The organism is Streptomyces sp. NPDC030820 (assembly GCF_055572075.1).
In genome coordinates, this window is sequence record NZ_JBVIEB010000008.1 from 87285 (window position 1) to 106339 (window position 19055).

At 72.3% G+C, this 19055-nt stretch carries 17 protein-coding genes; 1 reads left to right on the forward strand and 16 read right to left on the reverse strand.

Features of this window, described 5'->3' with window-relative positions; translation table 11 throughout:
• Nucleotides 1-3: 3 nt before the first annotated feature.
• The 7 genes from ACZ418_RS22735 to ACZ418_RS22765 form a co-directional block, all read right to left on the reverse strand.
• Entirely contained in the window at nucleotides 4-441 is a 438-nt protein-coding gene (locus tag ACZ418_RS22735) for a roadblock/LC7 domain-containing protein (RefSeq protein WP_468365698.1), read from the reverse strand.
• Nucleotides 431-3124: a sensor histidine kinase gene (locus ACZ418_RS22740; RefSeq protein WP_468365701.1), complete on the reverse strand. Its 2694-nt coding sequence runs from the start codon at nucleotides 3122-3124 to the stop codon at nucleotides 431-433. Before ACZ418_RS22740 ends, ACZ418_RS22735 begins: the two co-directional genes overlap by 11 nt.
• Before the next feature lie 95 nt (nucleotides 3125-3219).
• The gene (locus ACZ418_RS22745; protein ID WP_468365704.1) at nucleotides 3220-4686 is read right to left on the reverse strand and encodes an HAD-IA family hydrolase; all 1467 of its coding nucleotides are present in this window, start codon (nucleotides 4684-4686) and stop codon (nucleotides 3220-3222) included.
• 14 nt (nucleotides 4687-4700) lie between these two features.
• The gene (locus ACZ418_RS22750; RefSeq protein ID WP_468365707.1) at nucleotides 4701-5777 is read right to left on the reverse strand and encodes an ABC transporter ATP-binding protein; all 1077 of its coding nucleotides are present in this window, start codon (nucleotides 5775-5777) and stop codon (nucleotides 4701-4703) included.
• 9 nt (nucleotides 5778-5786) lie between these two features.
• Complete coding sequence (locus ACZ418_RS22755; protein ID WP_468365710.1) at nucleotides 5787-6608, reverse strand: ABC transporter permease; 822 nt, start codon at nucleotides 6606-6608, stop codon at nucleotides 5787-5789.
• Nucleotides 6593-7492 carry an ABC transporter permease gene (locus tag ACZ418_RS22760; protein ID WP_468365712.1) on the reverse strand — a complete coding sequence of 300 codons (900 nt, stop codon included), beginning with the start codon at nucleotides 7490-7492 and terminating at the stop codon, nucleotides 6593-6595. The genes ACZ418_RS22755 and ACZ418_RS22760 overlap by 16 nt, the downstream gene beginning before the upstream one ends.
• Nucleotides 7489-8649 carry an ABC transporter substrate-binding protein gene (locus tag ACZ418_RS22765; RefSeq protein WP_468365715.1) on the reverse strand — a complete coding sequence of 387 codons (1161 nt, stop codon included), beginning with the start codon at nucleotides 8647-8649 and terminating at the stop codon, nucleotides 7489-7491. Before ACZ418_RS22765 ends, ACZ418_RS22760 begins: the two co-directional genes overlap by 4 nt.
• 205 nt (nucleotides 8650-8854) lie before the next feature.
• Here ACZ418_RS22765 and ACZ418_RS22770 point away from each other — a divergent pair, with 205 nt between their 5' ends.
• Complete coding sequence (locus tag ACZ418_RS22770) at nucleotides 8855-9595, forward strand: GntR family transcriptional regulator (RefSeq protein ID WP_468365718.1); 741 nt, start codon at nucleotides 8855-8857, stop codon at nucleotides 9593-9595.
• A 21-nt stretch (nucleotides 9596-9616) separates the two neighbouring features.
• Here the strand turns inward: ACZ418_RS22770 and ACZ418_RS22775 are convergent, their stop codons facing one another.
• From ACZ418_RS22775 to fmt, 9 genes are all read right to left on the reverse strand, one after another.
• On the reverse strand, nucleotides 9617-10069 hold the full coding sequence (locus ACZ418_RS22775) for an Lrp/AsnC family transcriptional regulator (protein WP_031174468.1): 453 nt from the start codon (nucleotides 10067-10069) through the stop codon (nucleotides 9617-9619).
• Between the two features lie 27 nt (nucleotides 10070-10096).
• Complete coding sequence (locus ACZ418_RS22780) at nucleotides 10097-11587, reverse strand: amino acid permease (RefSeq protein WP_468365721.1); 1491 nt, start codon at nucleotides 11585-11587, stop codon at nucleotides 10097-10099.
• Nucleotides 11588-11875: 288 nt separating this feature from the next.
• Nucleotides 11876-13318: a GuaB1 family IMP dehydrogenase-related protein gene (locus ACZ418_RS22785; protein ID WP_468365723.1), complete on the reverse strand. Its 1443-nt coding sequence runs from the start codon at nucleotides 13316-13318 to the stop codon at nucleotides 11876-11878.
• Nucleotides 13319-13450: 132 nt separating this feature from the next.
• On the reverse strand, nucleotides 13451-13765 hold the full coding sequence (locus tag ACZ418_RS22790) for a barstar family protein (protein WP_468365726.1): 315 nt from the start codon (nucleotides 13763-13765) through the stop codon (nucleotides 13451-13453).
• The gene (locus ACZ418_RS22795) at nucleotides 13762-14202 is read right to left on the reverse strand and encodes a guanyl-specific ribonuclease (protein ID WP_468365728.1); all 441 of its coding nucleotides are present in this window, start codon (nucleotides 14200-14202) and stop codon (nucleotides 13762-13764) included. Before ACZ418_RS22795 ends, ACZ418_RS22790 begins: the two co-directional genes overlap by 4 nt.
• A gap of 355 nt (nucleotides 14203-14557) precedes the next feature.
• Nucleotides 14558-15601 carry a sugar-binding transcriptional regulator gene (locus ACZ418_RS22800; protein WP_468365730.1) on the reverse strand — a complete coding sequence of 348 codons (1044 nt, stop codon included), beginning with the start codon at nucleotides 15599-15601 and terminating at the stop codon, nucleotides 14558-14560.
• Nucleotides 15602-15691: 90 nt separating this feature from the next.
• Nucleotides 15692-16378, reverse strand: coding sequence for a ribulose-phosphate 3-epimerase (gene rpe, locus ACZ418_RS22805; RefSeq protein WP_468365733.1), 687 nt, complete (start codon nucleotides 16376-16378; stop codon nucleotides 15692-15694).
• A 132-nt stretch (nucleotides 16379-16510) separates the two neighbouring features.
• Nucleotides 16511-17929 carry an RsmB/NOP family class I SAM-dependent RNA methyltransferase gene (locus tag ACZ418_RS22810; protein ID WP_468365736.1) on the reverse strand — a complete coding sequence of 473 codons (1419 nt, stop codon included), beginning with the start codon at nucleotides 17927-17929 and terminating at the stop codon, nucleotides 16511-16513.
• 79 nt (nucleotides 17930-18008) lie between these two features.
• Nucleotides 18009-18941: a methionyl-tRNA formyltransferase gene (gene fmt, locus ACZ418_RS22815; RefSeq protein WP_468365739.1), complete on the reverse strand. Its 933-nt coding sequence runs from the start codon at nucleotides 18939-18941 to the stop codon at nucleotides 18009-18011.
• Between the last annotated feature and the right edge of the window lie 114 nt (nucleotides 18942-19055).

Consider the following 19055-nt stretch of genomic DNA (forward strand, 5'->3'; position numbering starts at 1 on the left):
GGATCATCTGGGGGTACGGGCGGCCGCGTCCAGGTGGCGGCCGAGGCGGCGGACGAGCAGGGCCATCTCGTGGGCGAGCTGGCCGACGTCGGTGCCGGCCTCGCTGAGGACGGCGAGCCGGCTGCCGTGGCCGGCCGGGGTGATGAAGAGGTAGGCGTCGTCGAGCATCACCATGGTCTGCCGCACCTCGCCCACGGCGAACCGCTCCCCCGCCGAACGGGCCAGGCCGTGGAAGCCGGAGCAGACGGCGGCCAGGTGCTCGATGTCGCGCCGGCGCATCCCGTCCGAGCTGCTGAGCGGGAGGCCGTCGGCGGTCAGCAGCACGGCCTGACGGACGTGCTCGGTGCGCGCCACGAGATCGTCCAGCAGCCAGCCCAGGTCCGTGCCGGGCGCTCCGGCGGGCGGGTCGTGCGGCTCCGGGGTCTGGTCGTCACCGTTCATGATCGGTGTCGGTCCCTTCGTCGGCGTGGCTGGTCAAGGGGTCGGGGTCGGCGTCGGCGGGCGCGCTGTGGGCGTGGGCGGGTGTGGGCGCATGTGCCTGGTCAGGTGCGGGGGTGTGTTCGGGTGCGGGTGCTTGTGCGTGGTCAGGTGCCGGTGCGTGGGGGCTGGTCGCGCCGCTCCCCGCGCCCCTTGGGAGCTGCGGTTCCGTCGGCTTCGTGGTACCGGAGCTTCGGGCAGTCGCGTCGGTCGCCGGAAGGCCCTTGCGGCCGCGGTCGAGGCCGCGCTGGAAGGCGCCGAAGATCGCGCGCATCTCGTCGGCGTCGACCTCCCGCCCGGGTGCCGTCTCCGGCGCGGGCGGGTCTTCCCGCAGCTCCCGGGCGAGGGAGGCCTGGCGGATCCGGGTGGGAAGGGCGGGGGTCTCCGGCTCGGGAGCCGACGTGTGTGCCGGTTGCTGGCCGGCGGGCGGCTCCGGGGCGATGGCACTGTCCGGGTCGCCGGAGGGCCGGGCCTTGGGCCGCCTCCGTGTGGGCAGCACATCCGCACCGGGAGCGGAACCGGCTCGCTTTCCCGACGGCGACTCGGCCCCATCCGCGGGCCGGCCCCTCGACGGCAGCTCCCGTACGGTTGCGAGGCCGTCGGCGCGCCCGTGCCCGGGCAGCGTCCGGCCTTCCGGGGCACCCGCCCCGGGCCGCGCGTCCTCCACCCCTCCGGTCTGCCGTACGCCGCTGCGCTCCGCCCGCTCCCCCGGCCCCGCCGACACGGGCTCGGCGGGCTCCGGCTGCGCCAACACCCCCTGCGGCAGCAGGACCACCGCCGTCGTGCCGCCGTACGGCGAGTCTGCGAGGCTCACCTCGATGCCGTGGCGGGCGGCGAGGCGGCCGACGACATAGAGGCCGAGGCGGTCGTGGCGGGTGGGGTCGAAGGCGTCGGGGTCGGTGAGCGTGGCGTGGGCGTGGGTGCGCGCCTCGGCGTCGAGGCCGAGGCCACGGTCGTCGATCTCCAGCACGAACCCGCTGCCCACCCGCCCGGTGCGCAGGGTGACCTGGGTGTGCGGGGGCGAGAAGACCGTGGCGTTCTCCAGGAGTTCGGCGACGAGATGGACGACGTCGGCGACCGCGTCCGCCGCCACGCCCACCTCCGGCATCGGCGGCACCACCACGCGCGCGTAGTCCTCGATCTCACTGACGGCCGAGGCGACGACGTCCGCGACCGGCACGGGCCGGCGCCAGCGGCGGCCGGGCACGGCGCCGGAGAGGATGATCAGGCTCTCCGCGTGCCGGCGCATGCGCGTGGTCAGATGGTCGATGCGGAACAGCTCGCGCAGGACGTCGGGGTCGTCGGTGCGCCGTTCCAGGGTGTCGACGAGCTTCAGCTGGCGGTGCACCAGCGCCTGGTTGCGGCGGGCGATGTTGAGCAGCACCGCGAACAGGCCGCGGCGCAGGGTCGCCTGCTTGACGGCGGCCTCGACGGCGGCGAGCCGCGCGGTGTTGAAGGACCGGCCGACCTGCCCGATCTCGTCGTCACGCACCTCGTCGGCGGCCAGCGGCGGCGCCTCCGCCACCGCATCGACCTCCTCGCCGGCGCTCAACCGGCGCATGACGTCCGGCAGCTGACGCTGAGTCAGGACGTCGGCCGCGTCCCGTAGTGTCTCCAGTCGCCGCGAGATGCGCCGTGCACCGCGCACCGCGAACCACAGCGACAGCCCCACGGCCGCGAGCCCCACGACGCCGACGACGGCCGACTTGGTCAGTTCCCGGTAGGCGAAGGCCCGCCCGCGTGCCGCGGAGTTCTCGGCGGACCGCGTGCACAGCTGCATGTACCGCTTCACGGCCCGGTCGGTGGTGGACCGCCAGGCGTCCGCCGCGACGGCCCGCCCGGCGCCCGCGGCCCCGGCCCGCAGCAGCGCGTCCTCGCCGCGGGCCAGCGAGCCGTACAGGTTCCCGCGCTGGAAGTCCTCGAACAGCGCACGCGAGTCGGCGGGCAGGTCCGGCACATACGTGCGCTGGAACACCCGCCGGTCCTCGATGGTCGCGGTCAGCGTGTCGTACTGCCGGTCGGTCAGCGTGCCGGCCGCGCGCGCCCCGGCGACCAGCGCGTCCTCCCGCGAGACGAACTCCCGTACCCGCACCAGCTCGATGACGACCTGTGCCTCGCGGGCGAGCTGTCCGGCCTGGAGGGCGGTGAGCGTGGACTGCACGTCGAAGCCGGGCTCGACCAGCGCGCTGTACCGGTCCACGGCGCGGTCCCAGGTGATGTGCCGGGACAGCACCTGCGAGCGCAGCCCGTCCAGTTTCCCGGTGGCCGCGACCATGGCGTCCAGCGCCTGCCGCTGCCGCACCGTGAGCCGGTCGCGGTCGCCGCCCCGGATCGCCTGCCGCATGGCGTCCACGGCCCGGTCGGTACGGCGCTGCTGTTCGAGCAGCTGACCGCCCGTGGCCGTGTCGAGGCGGGCGCCCAGGTAGGCGGCGGACATCCGGCGCTCGATCTGGATCTGCCCGACGGCGGTGTCCACGGGGGTGCCGAAGTCCTCGTACACCCCCTGGAGCCGGATCAGCGCGCGCAGTTCGGCGGTGACGGACACCATCGCGAAGCTCCACAGCGCCATCAGCGCGACGGCCGGGGCGAGCGCGAGCGCCACGATCCGCGTGCGGACGGTGGTGGGACGGCCGAGGGGCCAGCGCATGGAGTACCTGCCGGGGTTACCAGTCAGTAGAAAGTGCGGCACAAACTACGGGACGATCACCCCGGACCGCAATGGTGACCTGCGGTAACCCTCGGTCACATCCTGGTCAAGGCGAAGGTGGTGACGACCGCCGCGTGGTCGGAGGGCCAGTCGTTGTCCGCGACGTCCGGCCAGGGGCACGGCCTGCCGGTGACGAGGGTCCGCGCGTCCCGTACGGTCAGGCCGCGGTGCAGGACGTAGTCGATCCGGTCCTGCGGCTCGGGCCGTCCGCTGCCGTCCTCGTGCACCGGATGGATCGGCGACCAGGTGTGGCCGGGCTCGGCCACGGGGTCCGGGTGGGCCTCGCGGTAGGAGTCGGCGAAGCCCGCGTCCTCGGCGGCCCTCGTCACCGGCCACGCCACGTCCGGCCAGTCCAGGTGCGAGGGACAGTTGAAGTCGCCGACCAGGACGACCGGGACGCCATCGCGGGAGGAGTCGGCGATGCGGGCCAGTGCGTCCCGCATCTGGACCAGCCGCAGCTCCTCATGGGCGATCAGCTCCGGCGCCGGCAGCCCGTCGAAGACGGACTCGTAGGGGCCGTACGGCGTGTAGTGCAGATGCGCGGTCCACACGTCGACCTCGCGGCCCGGTGCCACGGCGATCCGGACGCCCGCGGCGCCGTAGAAGCCGACCTCCGGGTCGCCGAAGCGGGCGGTGATGGGGTGGCGGCTGATGATGCCGAGGTTCTCGCCGGCCCGGTGGTGGTGCCAGCCGAGCGCCTCGGCCAGCTCCTGGGCCGCGGTTCCACCCGTCTCCTGGAGTCCGACGACGTCGGCGCCGCTGTCCAGGACGACCTTGAGCTGCTTGGCGCGGTGATCGTCGACCTCGCTGCCGCCGAGCCACAGGTTCCAGCTCATGACCCGGAGTTCGGGCGCGACCATGCGCCGCAGCTCGTGGACCGTGACCCCGGCGAGGCTCTCCCGGACGGTGCGGCCGGGCGCGGTGCCGATCGGCGCGAGGGACGGTACGGCGAGGACGGCACAGCCGGCGGCCTCGGCGGAGGCGACGCCGGTCTCGGTGTCCTCCACGGCCACACAGGCGGCGGGGTCGACGCCGAGGGCCCGACAGGCGGCCAGGTAGGGGTCGGGGGCCGGCTTGGTGCGGGCCGTGTCGTCGGCGGTGACGGAGGCCGCGAACCGGTCGGCGCCGAGGGCGTCGAGAACGACGTCGGCCACCGCCCGCGGGGACGCGGTGACCAGGGCGGCCGGGACGCCGGCGGCGGCCAGCGCGTCCAGCAGGGCCGGCGCGCCGGGCCGGGGCACGATCCCGGTGCGGACCCGGTCGGCGAACTCGCGGTGCAGCTCGGCCGCGAGGTCCGCCTCCGGCCGGCCCGTCGCCGTAGCGAGCCAGGCGGCGGTGTGCTCGATCGGACGGCCGAGCACGTCGGGCTGGTCGGCCTCGGTCAGCGGGCGCCCGGCGACCTGCTCGACCGCCTCCCACCACAGCCGCTCGGTGTCGACGAGCGTGCCGTCCATGTCGAACAGAACGGCCTGCAGCGGGAGTTGATGGGTGTGGGGGGTCACGTTCGGGGAATTCCTCACTTCTGGATACGTTCGGCCACGAGCACCGGCCGGTCGGGCAGCGACACGCCGACGGCGGTTCCGGCGCCGAGCCCGGTGGCCTCGTGGGCGGGCAGGTCGGCCTTGACCTCGGTGCCGTCGGCGAGCCGTACGGTGACCCGGACGACCGCGCCGAGGAAGGCGGTGGCGATGATCCGGGCGGTGCCCTGCTCGTCGGCGCCCACCCGGACGGCCTCCGGCCGCACGAGCACGTCCACCGGCCCGTCGGACACCTCGCCGTCGGCCGGCAACCGCCGGCCGAGCACCTGGACCGTGCCGTCCGTCAGCTCGCCCGGGATCCGGCTCATGGTGCCGACGAACTCGGCGACGAAGGCGGTGGCGGGGCGGCCGTACAGCTCGGCGGGTTCGGCGCACTGTTCGAGGCGGCCGGCGCGCATGACGGCGACCCGGTCGGCGACCGAGAGCGCCTCCTCCTGGTCGTGCGTCACGAACAGGGTGGTGATGCCGAGCTCCTGCTGGAGGCGGCGGATCTCCTCGCGCAGGGTGAGCCGCACCTTGGCGTCCAGCGCGGACAGCGGCTCGTCGAGCAGCAGCACGCGCGGGCGCAGGGCCAGGGCGCGGGCCAGGGCGATGCGCTGCTGCTGGCCGCCGGAGAGCTGGTGCGGATAGCGCTCGCCCTTGTCGGCGAGTCCGACCAGCTCCAGCAGCTCGGCTGCGCGGGACCGGCGTTCGGCCGTACGGACGCCCCGCATACGCAGCCCGAAGGCCACGTTGTCGACGGCGTTCAGATGCGGGAAGAGGCTGTACGACTGGAAGACCATGCCGGCGTCGCGGCGGTGGGCCGGGACGTGCGTGACGTCCTCGCCGTCCACCAGGACGGCGCCGGAGTCGGGGTGTTCGAACCCGGCGAGCATGCGCAGTGCGGTGGTCTTGCCGCAGCCGGACGGACCGAGCAGCGCCAGGAACTCCCCCGGGCGGACGGTCAGGTCGAGTCCGTCGAGGGCGACGGTGGCCCCGAACTCCCGTCGCAGCGAGCGGAATTCGACGGTGGCGGCCTTTTCTGCGACGGCCTTCTCAAGCGTGGTGGCGGTCATGGTGTGTGTTCATCCCCGGGAGTTGGCGGTTCGGTTGCGTCCGCCGCCGGCACCGGCGAGCGCGAGGAGCAGGGCCCAGGTGACGAGCAGGCTGAGCACGGACACGGCGACGGACATCTGGGCCTGCTCGCCGCCGACGTTGTAGATCCACACGGCGAACGGGGTGTAGCCGAGCAGATGGGAGACCGTGAACTCGCCGAGGACCAGGGCCAGGGTGAGGAAGGAGGCGTTCAGCAGGGCCCCGCGCAGATTGGGCAGGACGGCCCGGACGAGGGCCTTGGGCCAGGAGGCGCCGCAGCTGCGGGCCGCCTCGACGAGGGTCCGTACGTCGATGGCGCGCAGGCCGGTGTCCAGGGCCCGGTAGACGAACGGCAGGGCCATCACGACGTAGGCGAGGACCAGCACGACGGGGAACCGGTCGTTCTGGATCACCACGAACGTCTCGAACAGCGGGGTGCGGGACAAATGCTCCGGGCCCCACTTGAGCACGGTGGCGATGCCGGCGACGAACGCGATGGGCGGCACCACCAGCGGCAGCGAGCACACCACCTCGACCACCGGCCGCAGCCGGGGCGAGCCGAGCCGGAGCGCGACCACGGCGGGCACCATCAGCAGCAGCACGACCGCGATGGTGGCGACGGCCAGCTCCAGCGAGAGCAGCAGGCTGGAGAGGAAGCCGTCGGCGGAGAGGATCTTGGTGTAGGCGTCGAAGGTGAGGCCCTGGCCGGGCACGTCCACCGTGAAGATCGCGGAGGCGGCGAGCGGCACCAGGAAGTACAGCGCGGCGAGGCCGAGGACGACCCACCGCCACAGGGTCAGGCGTCGAGCCATCGGGCACTCCGTCGCTGAAGGGGCAGGTACACGGCCATCACCAGGCCCGCCACCAGGACCATGTCGAGGCTGAGGGCGAGGGCGACGTTCTCCTGGCCGACCAGCACGTTGCCGGACAGGGCGTCGGCGATCTGCAGGGTGACCAGCGGGACCGCGCTGCCGACCATGGCGGCGGCGGTGGCGTAGGCGGCGAAGGCGCTGCCGAACAGCAGCACCAGGCCGCCGAGCAGCGAGGGCGCGAGCACCGGCAGGGCCACGTGCCGCCAGTACTGCACCCCGGTGGCGCCGTTGTTCAGCGCGGCCTCACGCCACTGGGAGCGCAGGCCGTCCAGCGCCGGGGTGATGGTGAGGACCATGAGCGGGATGAGGAAGTACAGGTAGACCAGGATCAGGCCCCAGAAGCTGTAGAGGTCCCAGCCGGTGTCCTTCAGGCCCAGGTGCACCGTGAGGACGCCCGCGTTGCCGAGGGTGGCGACGAAGGCGAAGGCCAGCGGGACGCCGCCGAAGTTGGCGAGCACGCCGGAGGCGGTCAGCACGGCCTCGCGCAGCCAGCGGGAGCGGGAGCTGACCACGGCCTGGGCGAGCGGCAGCCCGAGCAGGGCGCCGAGCGCGGCGGAGATCGCCGACAGCTTGACGCTGCCCAGCAGGGCGGTGAGGTACGGGCCCTGCAGCGAGGCCGTCATGTTGGCGCCGGTGTAGGTGGTGGCGCCCGTGGTGGCGTCGTCGACCGAGAAGGCGCCGTTGACGATGGCCAGCGCGGGCAGGCCGAAGGCGACGGCCGTGAACACCAGCAGCGGCACCACGGCGAGCCAGCCGGGGGCGCGGCGCCGCCGCTTCGCCGAAGCGACGGGCGCCACGTCCGCGCGCGGAAGAGCGGCGGTCATCCGGAGACGGCCTTCCCCCAGCCCTGGGCGATGACCGTCTTGGCCTTGCTCTGCTGGGTCTCGGTCGGGAAGGACGGCGTGCCGGTGACCTTCGGGAGCTTGGCGGCGGCCGTCTTGTCGAGGGTGCCGGCCTTCTCCATGGCGGTCATCAGGGCCGGGCGGGCGTAGCCCTTGAGCCACAGGTTCTGGCCCTCGGTGCTGTACAGGTACTCCTGCCACAGGCGGGCGGCCGCCGGGTGCGCGGCGTCCTTGTTGATGGCCTGGGAGTAGTACTGGGCGTACTGGCCGTCGCTCGGGATGACGACCTTCCAGTCGAGGCCCTTGGACCTGAACTCGTCGGCGTAACCGGCGTTCAGGTAGTCCCAGTCGATCGAGATCGGCGTCTCGCCCTTCTCGACGGTGGCCGGGGTGGACTCGACGGGCGTGTAGTTGCCGTTCTTCTTCAGCTTGGCGAAGAAGTCGAGGCCGGGCTGGATGTTGTCGAAGGAGCCGCCGTTGGCCAGAGCCGCCGCGTAGACGCCGCCGAAGGCGGAGCCGGACTTGGTGGGGTTGCCGTTGAGGGCGACCTGGCCCTTGTACTCGGGCTTGAGCAGGTCCTTGAAGCTGGTCGGGCAGGTCTTCACGCGCTTGGCGTCGCAGCCGATGGAGACATAGCCGCCGTAGTCGTTGAACCAGCGGGCCTGCGGGTCCTTCTGGGCCTCGGGGATGTCGGCGTAGGAGGCGACCTTGTAGGGCGCGAGCAGGCCCTGCTGGCCGGCGCTGAGCGCGAAGGAGGAGCCCAGGTCGAGGACGTCGGGGGCGCGGTCCTGGCCCTTGCGGGTGGTGACGGCGTTGATCTCGTCCTGGCTGGTGCCGTCGGGGCTCTCGTCCTCGATCTTGATGCCGTACTTCTTCTGGAAGCCGTCGATGATCGCGCCGTAGTTGGCCCAGTCGCGCGGCACCGCGATGATGTGCAGCGTGCCTTCCTTCTTGGCCGCCTTCACGAGGGCGTCCATGCCGCCGAAGTCGGCCGCGGAGGTGGCGGTGGCGGCGTTCTTGCCGTCCTTGGTCGTGGTGGACGCGTTGTCGGGGGCGGCGCCGCAGGCGCTGAGCGCGAGCGCGGCGACGACGGCGAGGGAGCCGCCGAGGACGGCGTTTCTCGGCAGGGACACGGTCACGGTCTCTCCAGGGGGACGCATGAGGGTTGCGGAGAACTTGTCTGAACAAGTTGCGTCACAGTACGCCCGCTCGCAGTGTCCTGTCTGTAAACGGGAGCGAAACTTTGGACCCTGGTTGACTGCACAATCCAGACCGTTTCAGATCACGCTCAGGTCTCGATTAGGCTGGTCACGCTGTGCACAGTGATCTGAGCAGAGGGGAAGCATGACGGCGCGACACGAGGAGATCGCCCACGAGCTGCGGCGGGCGATCGACCGCGAGGAGTACACGGTCGGCAGCCGCCTGCCCTCGGAGTCGGAACTCGCGACGCACTACGGCGTCTCACGAGGCACGGTCCGTCAGGCCGTCGCGGCCCTTACCTCCGAAGGCCTGATCGGCTCCCGTCAGGGTGCCCGGCGCGTCGTCCTCGCCAGCCGCCGCAGCCAGAGCTTCGAGGAACTGCGCAGCTTCGCCCAGTGGGCCCGGGCGATGGGCCGCGAGGCCACCGGCCAGGTGGTGTCCCAGGAGTACCGCCCGGCGACCCACGAAGACGCCGTACGCCTCCAACTGCCCGTCGGAACCCAGGTGTTGCACGTGCTCCGGGTGCGCGGCCTGGACGGCGAGCCGGTGCTGCTGGAGCGCACGGTGTACGCCGACTGGATCTCCCCCGCCGTCGAGTCGATCGAGCCGGACTGCCCGTCGGTGACCCAACGCCTCTACGACGACAGGGGGTTGGTCTTCGCCTACGGCGAGCACATCATCGACGCCGTGGCGGCGGGTGCACAGGACGCCGAGCTGCTGGGTGTCCGCCGTACGAGTCCGCTGCTGCGCGTCCGCCGGGTGACGACGACCCGCGAGGGGCGCCCGGTGGAGTGGTCGGACGACCGGTACCGCTCGGACGCGGTGAGCTTCAGCGTGCACAATTCCATCGGGAACAACGCCCTCGCACGCAAGACCGCGGAGTAGGGCTCGGGGCTGGAAGCCGCCCTACCCCGGCGCCCCGGAAGAAAAGCGCCGCAGCAACGGCGACAGCACCAGCACCGACTTGGTCCGCTCCACGAACGGCTCCCCGGCGATCCGCTCCAGCACCCGCTCGAAGTGCCGCATGTCGGAGGCGAAGACCTGGGCGATCGCGTCCGCGTCCCCGGTGACGGTGGACGCGGCCACGACCTCCTGATACCGCTCCAGCCCCCGCTGAATGGTGTCCGGCGAGGTGTTCCGCCGGCAGTAGATCTCGATGTAGCCCTCGGTCTCCCAGCCGAGCGCCGCCGGATCCACCCGCACGGTGAATCCGGTGATCGCTCCGGTCGCGCGCAGCCGGTCCACGCGCCGCTTCACCGCGGGCGCGGACAGGCCGACCATCTGCCCGATGTCCGCGTAGGAGCGGCGGGCGTCCTCGGCGAGGGCGTGCACGATGCGTTCGTCGAGATCGTTCAGCACAGGGGGTGGTTCACTTCTTCGGTCCGGTCACTTCTCTGCCGTCACCGCGAGGCCGTCACCGGTCGCGAGACGGGAACGGCGATAGCCGTATACGAAGTAGAACACGAGCCCGACGGCCATCCAGACACCGAACACGATCCAGGTGACGGTCGACAGGCTGCCCATCATCCACACGCAGAAGGCGAAGCCCAGCGCGGGCAGCACCGGCGACAGCGGGACCCGGAAGGAGCGGTGCATGGTCGGGCGGGTCCGGCGCAGCACCACGACGGCCACGTTGACCAGCGCGAAGGCGAACAGCGTGCCGATGCTGGTGGCGTCCGCCAGCTGACCCAGCGGAATCGCGGCGGCGAGGACACCACAGAACAGCGACACGATGACCGTGTTGGCGCGCGGGGCGCCGGTCTTCGGGTGGACCTTGGCGAAGATCTTGGGCACCAGGCCGTCGCGGGACATGGCGAACAGGATGCGGGTCTGGCCGTAGAGCACGGTCAGGACGACGCTCGCGATGGCGATGACGGCGCAGAAGGCCAGCAGGGTGCCCCAGAAGCTCTGCCCGGTGACGTCCTTCATGATCTGGGCGAGCGTGGCCTCGGAGTCGTTGAAGCTGCGCCACGGCTTGGCACCGACGGCGACGGCGGCGACCAGCACGTACAGGGCGGTCACGATGACCAGCGACAGCATGATCGCGCGGGGCAGGTCGCGCTGGGCGTCCCTGGCCTCCTCACCGGCGGTGGAGGCGGCATCGAAGCCGATGTACGAGAAGAACAGCGTGGCACCGGCGCCGCTGACGCCCGCCATGCCGAGCGGCATGAAGTGGGAGTAGTTGCCGGACTTGAAGCCCATGAAGCCGATCGCGCAGAACAGGATCAGCGCGGCGATCTTCACGGACACCATGATGGTGTTGGCCCGCGCGGACTCCTTGGCGCCGCCCATCAGGAACACCATCGCGAGGATCACGACGATCAGGGCGGGCAGGTTGAAGACGCCGCCGTCGACGCCGGGCGGATTGGCGAAGGCGTTCGGGATGGTGACGCCGATGGTGCCGGACAGCAGCTCGTTCAGGTACTCGCCCCAGCCGACGGCCACGGCGGCGACCGAGACGCCGTACTCCAGGAGCAGGCACCAGCCGCAGACCCAGGCGATCAGTTCGCCCATCGTTGCGTATGCGTACGAGTACGAGGAGCCGGAGACCGGGATGGTGCCCGCCAGCTCGGCGTAGGACAGGGCCGAGAACAGCGCGGTGAGACCGGCGATCACGAAGGAGAGCACGACGGCCGGGCCCGCCTTCGGGACGGCCTCGCCCAGGACGACGAAGATACCGGTGCCGAGGGTGGCACCGATGCTGATCATGGTCAGCTGCCACAGGCCGAGGGACCGCCGAAGCGAGCCTCCCTCGCCCTGGCCGCCCTCCGCGACCAGGCGTTCCACGGGCTTGCGCCGCATGAGGCGCGCGGCGACGCCCTGGGGTGCGGGGGTGGTCGCTGTGCGGTCGTGCGGGGGTGCGCCTTGGTCGAGCACGCGCTGGCTCCTTCATCCTGCCGGTCATTGCGTTCGGGGACCGGGGGCAGCCCTGCGCGGGCAGGGGCCCACCGAGCGGGGTCCCCGCCACGCCACGTACAGCGCAGCACCTTACGGGGGTGGCCTTCACGGGCGTAATGCAGCAACCTTGCGCGTCCCCGCATGATCATTGCGTTCCTCGGGCCGGAATGACAAATCGTTGTGCGCAAGCTGTCGACCGTTGCAAGGCAGCGGCCCCCGTTCTCCCGGCGAACGGGGACAACGGGGGCCGTGTGGAAGGGAGTTGGATCAGTTCCAGCTCGCGTGCAGCGGCTTGCCCTCCGCGTAGCCGGCGGCGCTCTGGATGCCCACGATGGCCTTCTCGGCGAACTCCTCCAGAGAGGCGGCACCGGCATAGGTGCAGGAGGAGCGGACACCCGCGATGATCGAGTCGATCAGGTCCTCGACGCCCGGGCGGGCCGGGTCGAGGAACATGCGCGAGGTGGAGATGCCCTCCTCGAACAGCGCCTTGCGGGCGCGGTCGTACGCCGACTCCTCCGAGGTGCGGTTGCGCACCGCGCGCGCGGAGGCCATGCCGAAGGACTCCTTGTAGGCGCGCCCGTTTGCGTCGTGCTGGAGGTCGCCCGGCGACTCGTACGTACCCGCGAACCACGAGCCGACCATCACGTTGGACGCGCCGGCCGCGAGGGCCATGGCCACGTCGCGCGGGTGCCGGACACCGCCGTCGGCCCACACGTGCTTGCCGTACTTCTTCGCCTCGGCGGCGCACTCCAGCACCGCGGAGAACTGCGGCCGGCCCACGCCGGTCATCATGCGGGTGGTGCACATGGCGCCGGGGCCCACACCGACCTTGATGATGTCCGCGCCGGCGTCGATCAGGTCCTTCACGCCCTCGGCGGAGACGATGTTGCCCGCGACGATCGGTACCTGCGGGTCGAGGGCGCGCACCACCTTGATGGCGCTGATCATCGACTCCTGGTGGCCGTGCGCGGTGTCGATGACGAGCGTGTCCACGCCCGCGTCGAGCAGCTGCTTGGCCTTGCCCGCGATGTCGCCGTTGATGCCGACGGCGGCGGCGATCCGCAGCTTGCCGTTCGCGTCGACGGCCGGGGTGTACAGCGTGGCGCGCAGGGCGCCCTTGCGGGTCAGGATGCCGGCCAGCTTGCCGTCCTTGTCGACGGCCGGGGCGTAGCGGCGGTTGTGGGCGTCCAGGGTGTTGAACGCCTCGCGCGGGTCGATGTCCGCGTCGAGCAGCAGCAGGTCCTTGGACATGACCACTTCGAGCTGGGTGAAGCGGTCGACTCCGGTCAGGTCCGCGTCGGTGACGACACCGACGGGCCGGTCGTCCTCGTCCACGACCACACCGGCGTTGTGCGCGCGCTTGGGCAGCAGCGCCAGGGCGTCGGCGACGGTCTGGTGCGGGGCCAGCACGATCGGCGTGTCGAGCACCAGGTGGCGGCTCTTCACCCAGGAGATGACGTCGGTGACGACGTCGATCGGGATGTCCTGCGGGATGACCACCAGGCCGCCGCGGCGGGCCATCGTCTCGGCCATACGGCGGCCGGCGATGGCGGTCATGTTGGCCACGACGAGCGGGATGGTGGTGCCCGTGCCGTCCGGCGAGCTGAGGTCCACGCCCTGACGCGAACCGACCGCGGAGCGGCTCGGCACCATGAACACGTCGTCGTACGTCAGGTCGTACGCGGGCTGGATGTCATTGAGGAAACGCACGTGCTGCACATCCCAGTCGATCAGAGGTGACCCCCTGACGGGTGCGCCAGGGGGAAAGAGCACGTACTTCATTGTCCCATGTCGGCGTCGTTGTCCTGCCCCCACGGAACATCCAGGGTGGGCCCCGATCACCTAGGAGGATCCTCCAAGGGCCAGGGCCACGGAGAGGGCGGGGGTGTGGTCCGCGGCCTCGGCGAACACCTCCTGCGCGATCTGCCACTCGTCCGGCCGTGCCTTGGCGTACGGCTGCCAGTTCCGTACGACGACCAGCAGTCCCCGCTCGACGGCGTCCTCGGGCCACACGGAGTGGTCGCCGAGCGAGTCGGCCAGGGCGTCCCAGTTGCGGCCGAACCAGTCGGGCAGCGCGAGAGCACGGGCGGCACGGTCCATGAGGCCGGCCTTGTCCGTGACACCGTCGAGGTCCAGCGTGATCACGAGGTCCGTCATCTCAGCACCGCCCGGAACGAGTTGTAGTGATCACCGGTGTAGTAGATCTCCCCGCCCTGTCCCGTGACGATGCGCCGGGGCCCGCGATCGTGCGAGCCCGGGGTCCTGACCGTGTACTCGTGGTAGTAGCCGCGCTGGTGCCCCGGCAGACGCCCCTCGAAGTTCCCGAAGACGACGCCGTCCTTGGCGTACGGGAAGGGCCCGCCGTGATCGATGAGCGCGAGCGTCCTGCGCGCCTCGGCCGGCAGCTGGGACTCCTTGACCGTGCCCATACCGTGGGCCCACGCCGGGCTGCTCCCTGCCGGCCGCACACCCGCACTCGCCCCGCCACCGAAGCCCTGCCCCGAGCCGGACGAACATCCAGCGACGAGAACGGCGAGGACGACGGCCAGCAGACCCACGAGCAGGCGGGCCAGGGGCAGGGAACGCCTCGGCATGCGGGGGACCCATCTCGGCATGTGGGGGACGAACCGCGGCGACATGCCGACGATGCTGCCACGGCCGTCCCGCTCCGAGGACGGCACGACCCGCCGCGCCGGGCCTCGTCCCGGCCCCGCCACGCGGGGGCCGAAGGCCGACGATGGGCTGACGGCCTGGCCCTCCCCCGCCCCGCCTTGAGTCCGCAGAACCGCCTCACCCAAAGCGGCTGCCGCGGCCGCCACGACCACCGGGCCCCGGCACGACCACCACGACCTGCCGGTGCTCCGCGCCACCACCACGCCCCCGGCGTGGGTCACGAACCTGCCCCGGCCGGTGCGGCCGCTCGTGTGTCGGAGGGCGCGTCGGGGTCCGTCAGTGACCGTCCGGGTCCGCTCGGCTGAGCGTGGGCTTGGGCGTCGGGCCGGCCGTCATCAGGAAGTCCGCGGCAGAGGTGTCCGTGACCAGGCTCGTGACCAGCCCGGACCGCAGCACCGCGTCGATCGCGGACGCCTTGCGCTGACCACCGGCGATCGCCACGACCTCCGGGATACGGCGCAGCTGGTCCGCCTTGACGGTGATGCACCGCTCCCCCAGGTCCCGCCCGATCCGGCGCCCCTCGGCGTCGAACAGGTGCGCGGCCATCTCGGCGGCGACGCCGAGCGAGGCGTAGTGCGCCCGCTCCTCGTCGCTGAGCATGTCGTGCACGGTCGAGATGCCCGGCTCCCAGGAGCCGATGGAGACACAGGCGACCGTGACCTTGTCGAAGTACTCGAAGGCCCGCGCGATCCCGGTCTGGTTGCGCAGCGCCGCCGCGGTGGCCGCGTCCGGCAGCAGCATCGGCGCGTAGATGGGGTGGGCGTCGCCGCCCGACACCTGGGCGGCGCGCCGCACCGCCTCGACCGAGCCGCGCTCCGAGGTCCCGGCGTCGTACACACCGGTCAGCTGCACCACCGTGCACGGCGGCAGCCGGTCGAGCGCCGCCGCCATGTGGATCGTGGACCGGCCCCAGGCCAGCCCGAGCACGTCCCCCTCGTTGACGAGCTCGCCGAGCAGGTCGGCGGCCACTTCCCCCAGGTTCTCGGGGTCGGGGGTCTCCTCGGCCTCGGCCGGGGACTCGACCACGACGGCGTGCCTCAGGCCGTAGCGGGCGCGGAGCGCGTCGGAGCGCTCGGCGTCCAGTTCGGCCGGGACACGGATCTCGATACGTACGAGATCCCGTTCGAGAGCCGTCTCCAGGACCCGGGCCACCTTGAAGCGGCTGACGCCGAACTCCTCCGCGATCTGGATCTTGGACTTGCCCTCGAGGTAGAAGCGGCGGGCCATGGCCGCCGCCTGCACCAGCTCAGCGGGTCCCATCCGCATGGCTGACCGGCCCGCCGACATACCCGACACGGCGATCTCCTCACTGCTGTTCACACTCTGGATTCGCCGTTCATCCTTGCAGATTCGGCGCTACGGATCGGCCCTGATAGGGGCCGTTCACTTAACCGTTCATGTACCTGTGGCTCAGTGGTCGCATGCCCAGGACGCCTTGGCGGTAGCCGTGTCGGCCTGCGCGCGCAGGGCACGGACCGCCTCCGCCGGGTCCTTCGCCCCGTACACCGCCGAGCCTGCCACGAACACGTCCGCTCCCGCGTCCGCGCACTGCTCGATCGTCGAGGCCGAGACGCCGCCGTCCACCTGGAGCCACACCTGCAGGCCGTGCTTGCTGATCAGCTCACGGGTGCGGCGGATCTTCGGCAGCATGATGTCGAGGAACGCCTGGCCGCCGAAGCCGGGCTCGACCGTCATGATCAGCAGCATGTCGAGTTCCGGGAGCAGGTCCTCGTACGGCTCGATCGGCGTCGCGGGCTTCAGGGCCATGGAGGCGCGGGCGCCCTTGGCGCGGATCTCCCGGGCGAGCCGCACAGGGGCGGCCGCCGCCTCGACGTGGAAGGTGACGGAGGAGGCGCCCGCCTCGACGTACTGGGGCGCCCAGCGGTCGGGGTCCTCGATCATCAGATGGCAGTCCAGCGGGGTGTCCGTCGCACGAGCCAGGGACTCCACGACCGGCACGCCGAGCGTGAGGTTCGGGACGAAGTGGTTGTCCATGACGTCGACGTGGAGCCAGTCGGCGCCTTGGACCGCCTTGGCCTCCTCCGCGAGGCGGGCGAAGTCGGCGGACAGGATGCTGGGGTTGATCTGCACGGCCATGCCCCAAGCCTGCCATGCCGCTGCGCTTGGCTGTAACGGCGGTCTGTTGCGGTTGTGGTTTGTCTGGCGGCCGGTGGGGGCTGATCGCGCAGTTCCCCGCGCCCCTGAAAGGGGCGCCGGCCCCTGCGGCGTTCAGCCGGTTCTGCGGATCAGGGCCAGGTACATCGCGTCCGTGCCGTGCAGGTGGGGCCAGAGTTGTACGTCCGGGCCCTCGCCCAGCGCCGGCATGTCCGGGAGCAGGGGGCGGGCGTCGATCAGTTCCGTCTCCGGGCGCTGCTTGAGCACGTCGGCGACGACCGCGCGGGTCTCGGCGAGATGCGGTGAGCAGGTGGCGTAGCCGACGACACCGCCGACGCGCACCGAGTCCAGGGCGGTGCGCAGCAGGGCGCGCTGGAGGGGGGCGAAGTTCTCCAGGTCCTCGGGGCGCCGGCGCCAGCGGGCCTCGGGGCGCCGGCGCAGCGCGCCGAGCCCGGTGCACGGCACGTCCATGAGCACGCGGTCGAAGGTGCCGGGCCGCCATGGCGGCCGGGTGCCGTCGGCGGCGATCACCTGGTACGGCCCCGGGTTGCCGGCCAGCGCCTTGGCGACGAGTCCCGCCCGGTGCGGCTGCTTCTCGGAGGCGAGCAGTGCGGCCCCGCGCTCGGCGGCGAGGGCGGCCAGCAGCGCGGCCTTGCCGCCGGGCCCGGCACAGCCGTCGAGCCACTTGCTGTCGGAGCCCTCCAGGGGCGCGCCCGCGAGCGCCAGGGCGACCAGCTGGCTGCCCTCGTCCTGCACTCCGGCCCGCCCCTCGCGCACGGCCCGCACCGCGCCCGGCTCACCGCCCTCGGCGAGCCGCACGGCGTACGGCGACCAGCGCCCGGGTACGGCGGCCTCCTCGCCGAGCAGCTCCTCGGCGGTGGCCCGCCCCGGCCGCGCGACCAGGGTCACCTCGGGCCGTTCGTTGTCGGCCTCCAGCAGGTCCTCGATACCGGCGCGCCCGCCGCCGAGGGAGTCCCAGAGCGCGGAGACGACCCAGCGGGGATGCGAGTGCGCGACGGCGAGGTGGTCCTCCGGATCCTCGTCGTAGGGCGGCGCGACCTTCTCCAGCCACCCGTCGAGGTCGTCCTGGGCCACCTTCCGCAGCACGGCGTTGACGAACTTGGCGCGCCCGTCGCCGAGCACCACCCGCGCCAGCTCCACGGCGGAGGACACGGCGGCGTGTGTCGGGATCCGCGTCCCGAGCAACTGGTGCACACCGAGGCTGAGCACGTCGAGCACCGGCGGGTCGACCTCGCGGAGCGGCCGGTCGACACAGGCGCTGATCACCGCGTCGTACGTCCCCTGCCGGCGCAGTGTGCCGTAGACCAGCTCGGTGGCGAGGGCGGCGTCCCGCGCGTCGAAGTCGCCCTTTTCGCGCGCCTTGCGCAGCAGCGGGGGCAGCACGAGATTGGCGTACGCGTCCCGCTCGTCGACCGCGCGCAGCGCCTCGAAGGCCAGGATGCGGACGGGGTCCTTCTGCGGACGACGGTAGGGCTTGGCAGGCTTACGAGGCCGCCGGGACTGCTCGCTCACGAAAAAGGTGCTCCGGATGTGAAGAAGGGGTGCGGTGTCCAGCCTACGTCGGCGCACCGCCGCCCCCGCCGCCCGGGGCTCAGCCGCCGAGCGTCTCGCCCTCGGCGATGCGCACGCCGCGCGCCCAGTCGGCCGCCCGCATGGGCTTCTTGCCCTGCGCCTGCACCCAGAGCAGCTCGACGGCGTACGAACCGGTGCCCACATGCACGCTGTTCTTGCCGACGGCCATCCGCCCCGGCGCGAGGTCGGTGCGCTCGGGCACGGCGGCGACCTGGATCAGTTTGAGCCGCTCGCCGCGGAAGGTGGTCCAGGCGCCGGGCGCCGGGGTGCAGCCGCGCACGACCCGGTCGACGCGCAGCGCGGGCGTGGCCCAGTCGACCCTGGCGTCCTCGACGGTGATCTTCGGCGCGAGGGTGATGCCCTCGGCCGGCTGCGGTACGGCCTTCAGGGTGCCGTCCTCGATCCCGTCCATGGTGGCCGCGAGCAGCCCGGCACCGGCGAAGGCGAGCCGCGTGAGCAGATCGCCGCTGGTGTCGGTGGGCCGGATCTCCTCGGTCACGGTGCCGTAGACAGGCCCGGAGTCCAGCCCCTCCTCGATGAGGAACGTCGACGCCCCGGTGATCTCGTCGCCGGCCATGATGGCGTGCTGCACGGGTGCGGCCCCCCGCCAGGCGGGCAGCAGCGAGAAGTGCAGGTTGACCCAGCCGTGGGCGGGGATGTCCAGGGCCACGCGGGGCAGCAGGGCGCCGTAGGCGACGACGGGGCAGCAGTCCGGCGCGATCTCGCTCAGCCGCTCCAGGAACTCCGGGTCCCGCGGCCTGACCGGCTTCAGCACCTCGATCCCGGCCTCCTCCGCCCGCTCGGCCACGGGCGACGCGACCAGCCTGCGCCCACGCCCGGCCGGCGCGTCGGGCCGCGTGACGACGGCGGCCACCTCGTGCCGCCCGGAGGCGATCAGAGCGTCCAGAGCGGGAACGGCGACCTCGGGGGTACCGGCGAAGACAAGCTTCATGGGCGGGATCGGGCCTCTCGGGCGGGGGTTGGACGGGCAGCGCACCAGTCTATGACCAAGCAAGTCCAGACACCCGGAGAAGGCCGGGCGGACGACGGACGCCGGGCCGACAGG

Bases quoted from the DNA above. Each gene is read 5' to 3' on its own strand.
- ACZ418_RS22740 (WP_468365701.1), bottom strand. From the start codon at position 3,124: ATGCGCTGGCCCCTCGGCCGTCCCACCACCGTCCGCACGCGGATCGTG.
- fmt (WP_468365739.1), bottom strand. From the start codon at position 18,941: ATGAAGCTTGTCTTCGCCGGTACCCCCGAGGTCGCCGTTCCCGCTCTG.
- ACZ418_RS22755 (WP_468365710.1), bottom strand. From the start codon at position 6,608: ATGGCTCGACGCCTGACCCTGTGGCGGTGGGTCGTCCTCGGCCTCGCC.
- ACZ418_RS22750 (WP_468365707.1), bottom strand. From the start codon at position 5,777: ATGACCGCCACCACGCTTGAGAAGGCCGTCGCAGAAAAGGCCGCCACC.
- ACZ418_RS22760 (WP_468365712.1), bottom strand. From the start codon at position 7,492: ATGACCGCCGCTCTTCCGCGCGCGGACGTGGCGCCCGTCGCTTCGGCG.
- rpe (WP_468365733.1), bottom strand. From the start codon at position 16,378: ATGGCCGTGCAGATCAACCCCAGCATCCTGTCCGCCGACTTCGCCCGC.
- ACZ418_RS22735 (WP_468365698.1), bottom strand. From the start codon at position 441: ATGAACGGTGACGACCAGACCCCGGAGCCGCACGACCCGCCCGCCGGA.
- ACZ418_RS22795 (WP_468365728.1), bottom strand. From the start codon at position 14,202: ATGCCGAGGCGTTCCCTGCCCCTGGCCCGCCTGCTCGTGGGTCTGCTG.
- ACZ418_RS22790 (WP_468365726.1), bottom strand. From the start codon at position 13,765: ATGACGGACCTCGTGATCACGCTGGACCTCGACGGTGTCACGGACAAG.
- ACZ418_RS22770 (WP_468365718.1), top strand. From the start codon at position 8,855: ATGACGGCGCGACACGAGGAGATCGCCCACGAGCTGCGGCGGGCGATC.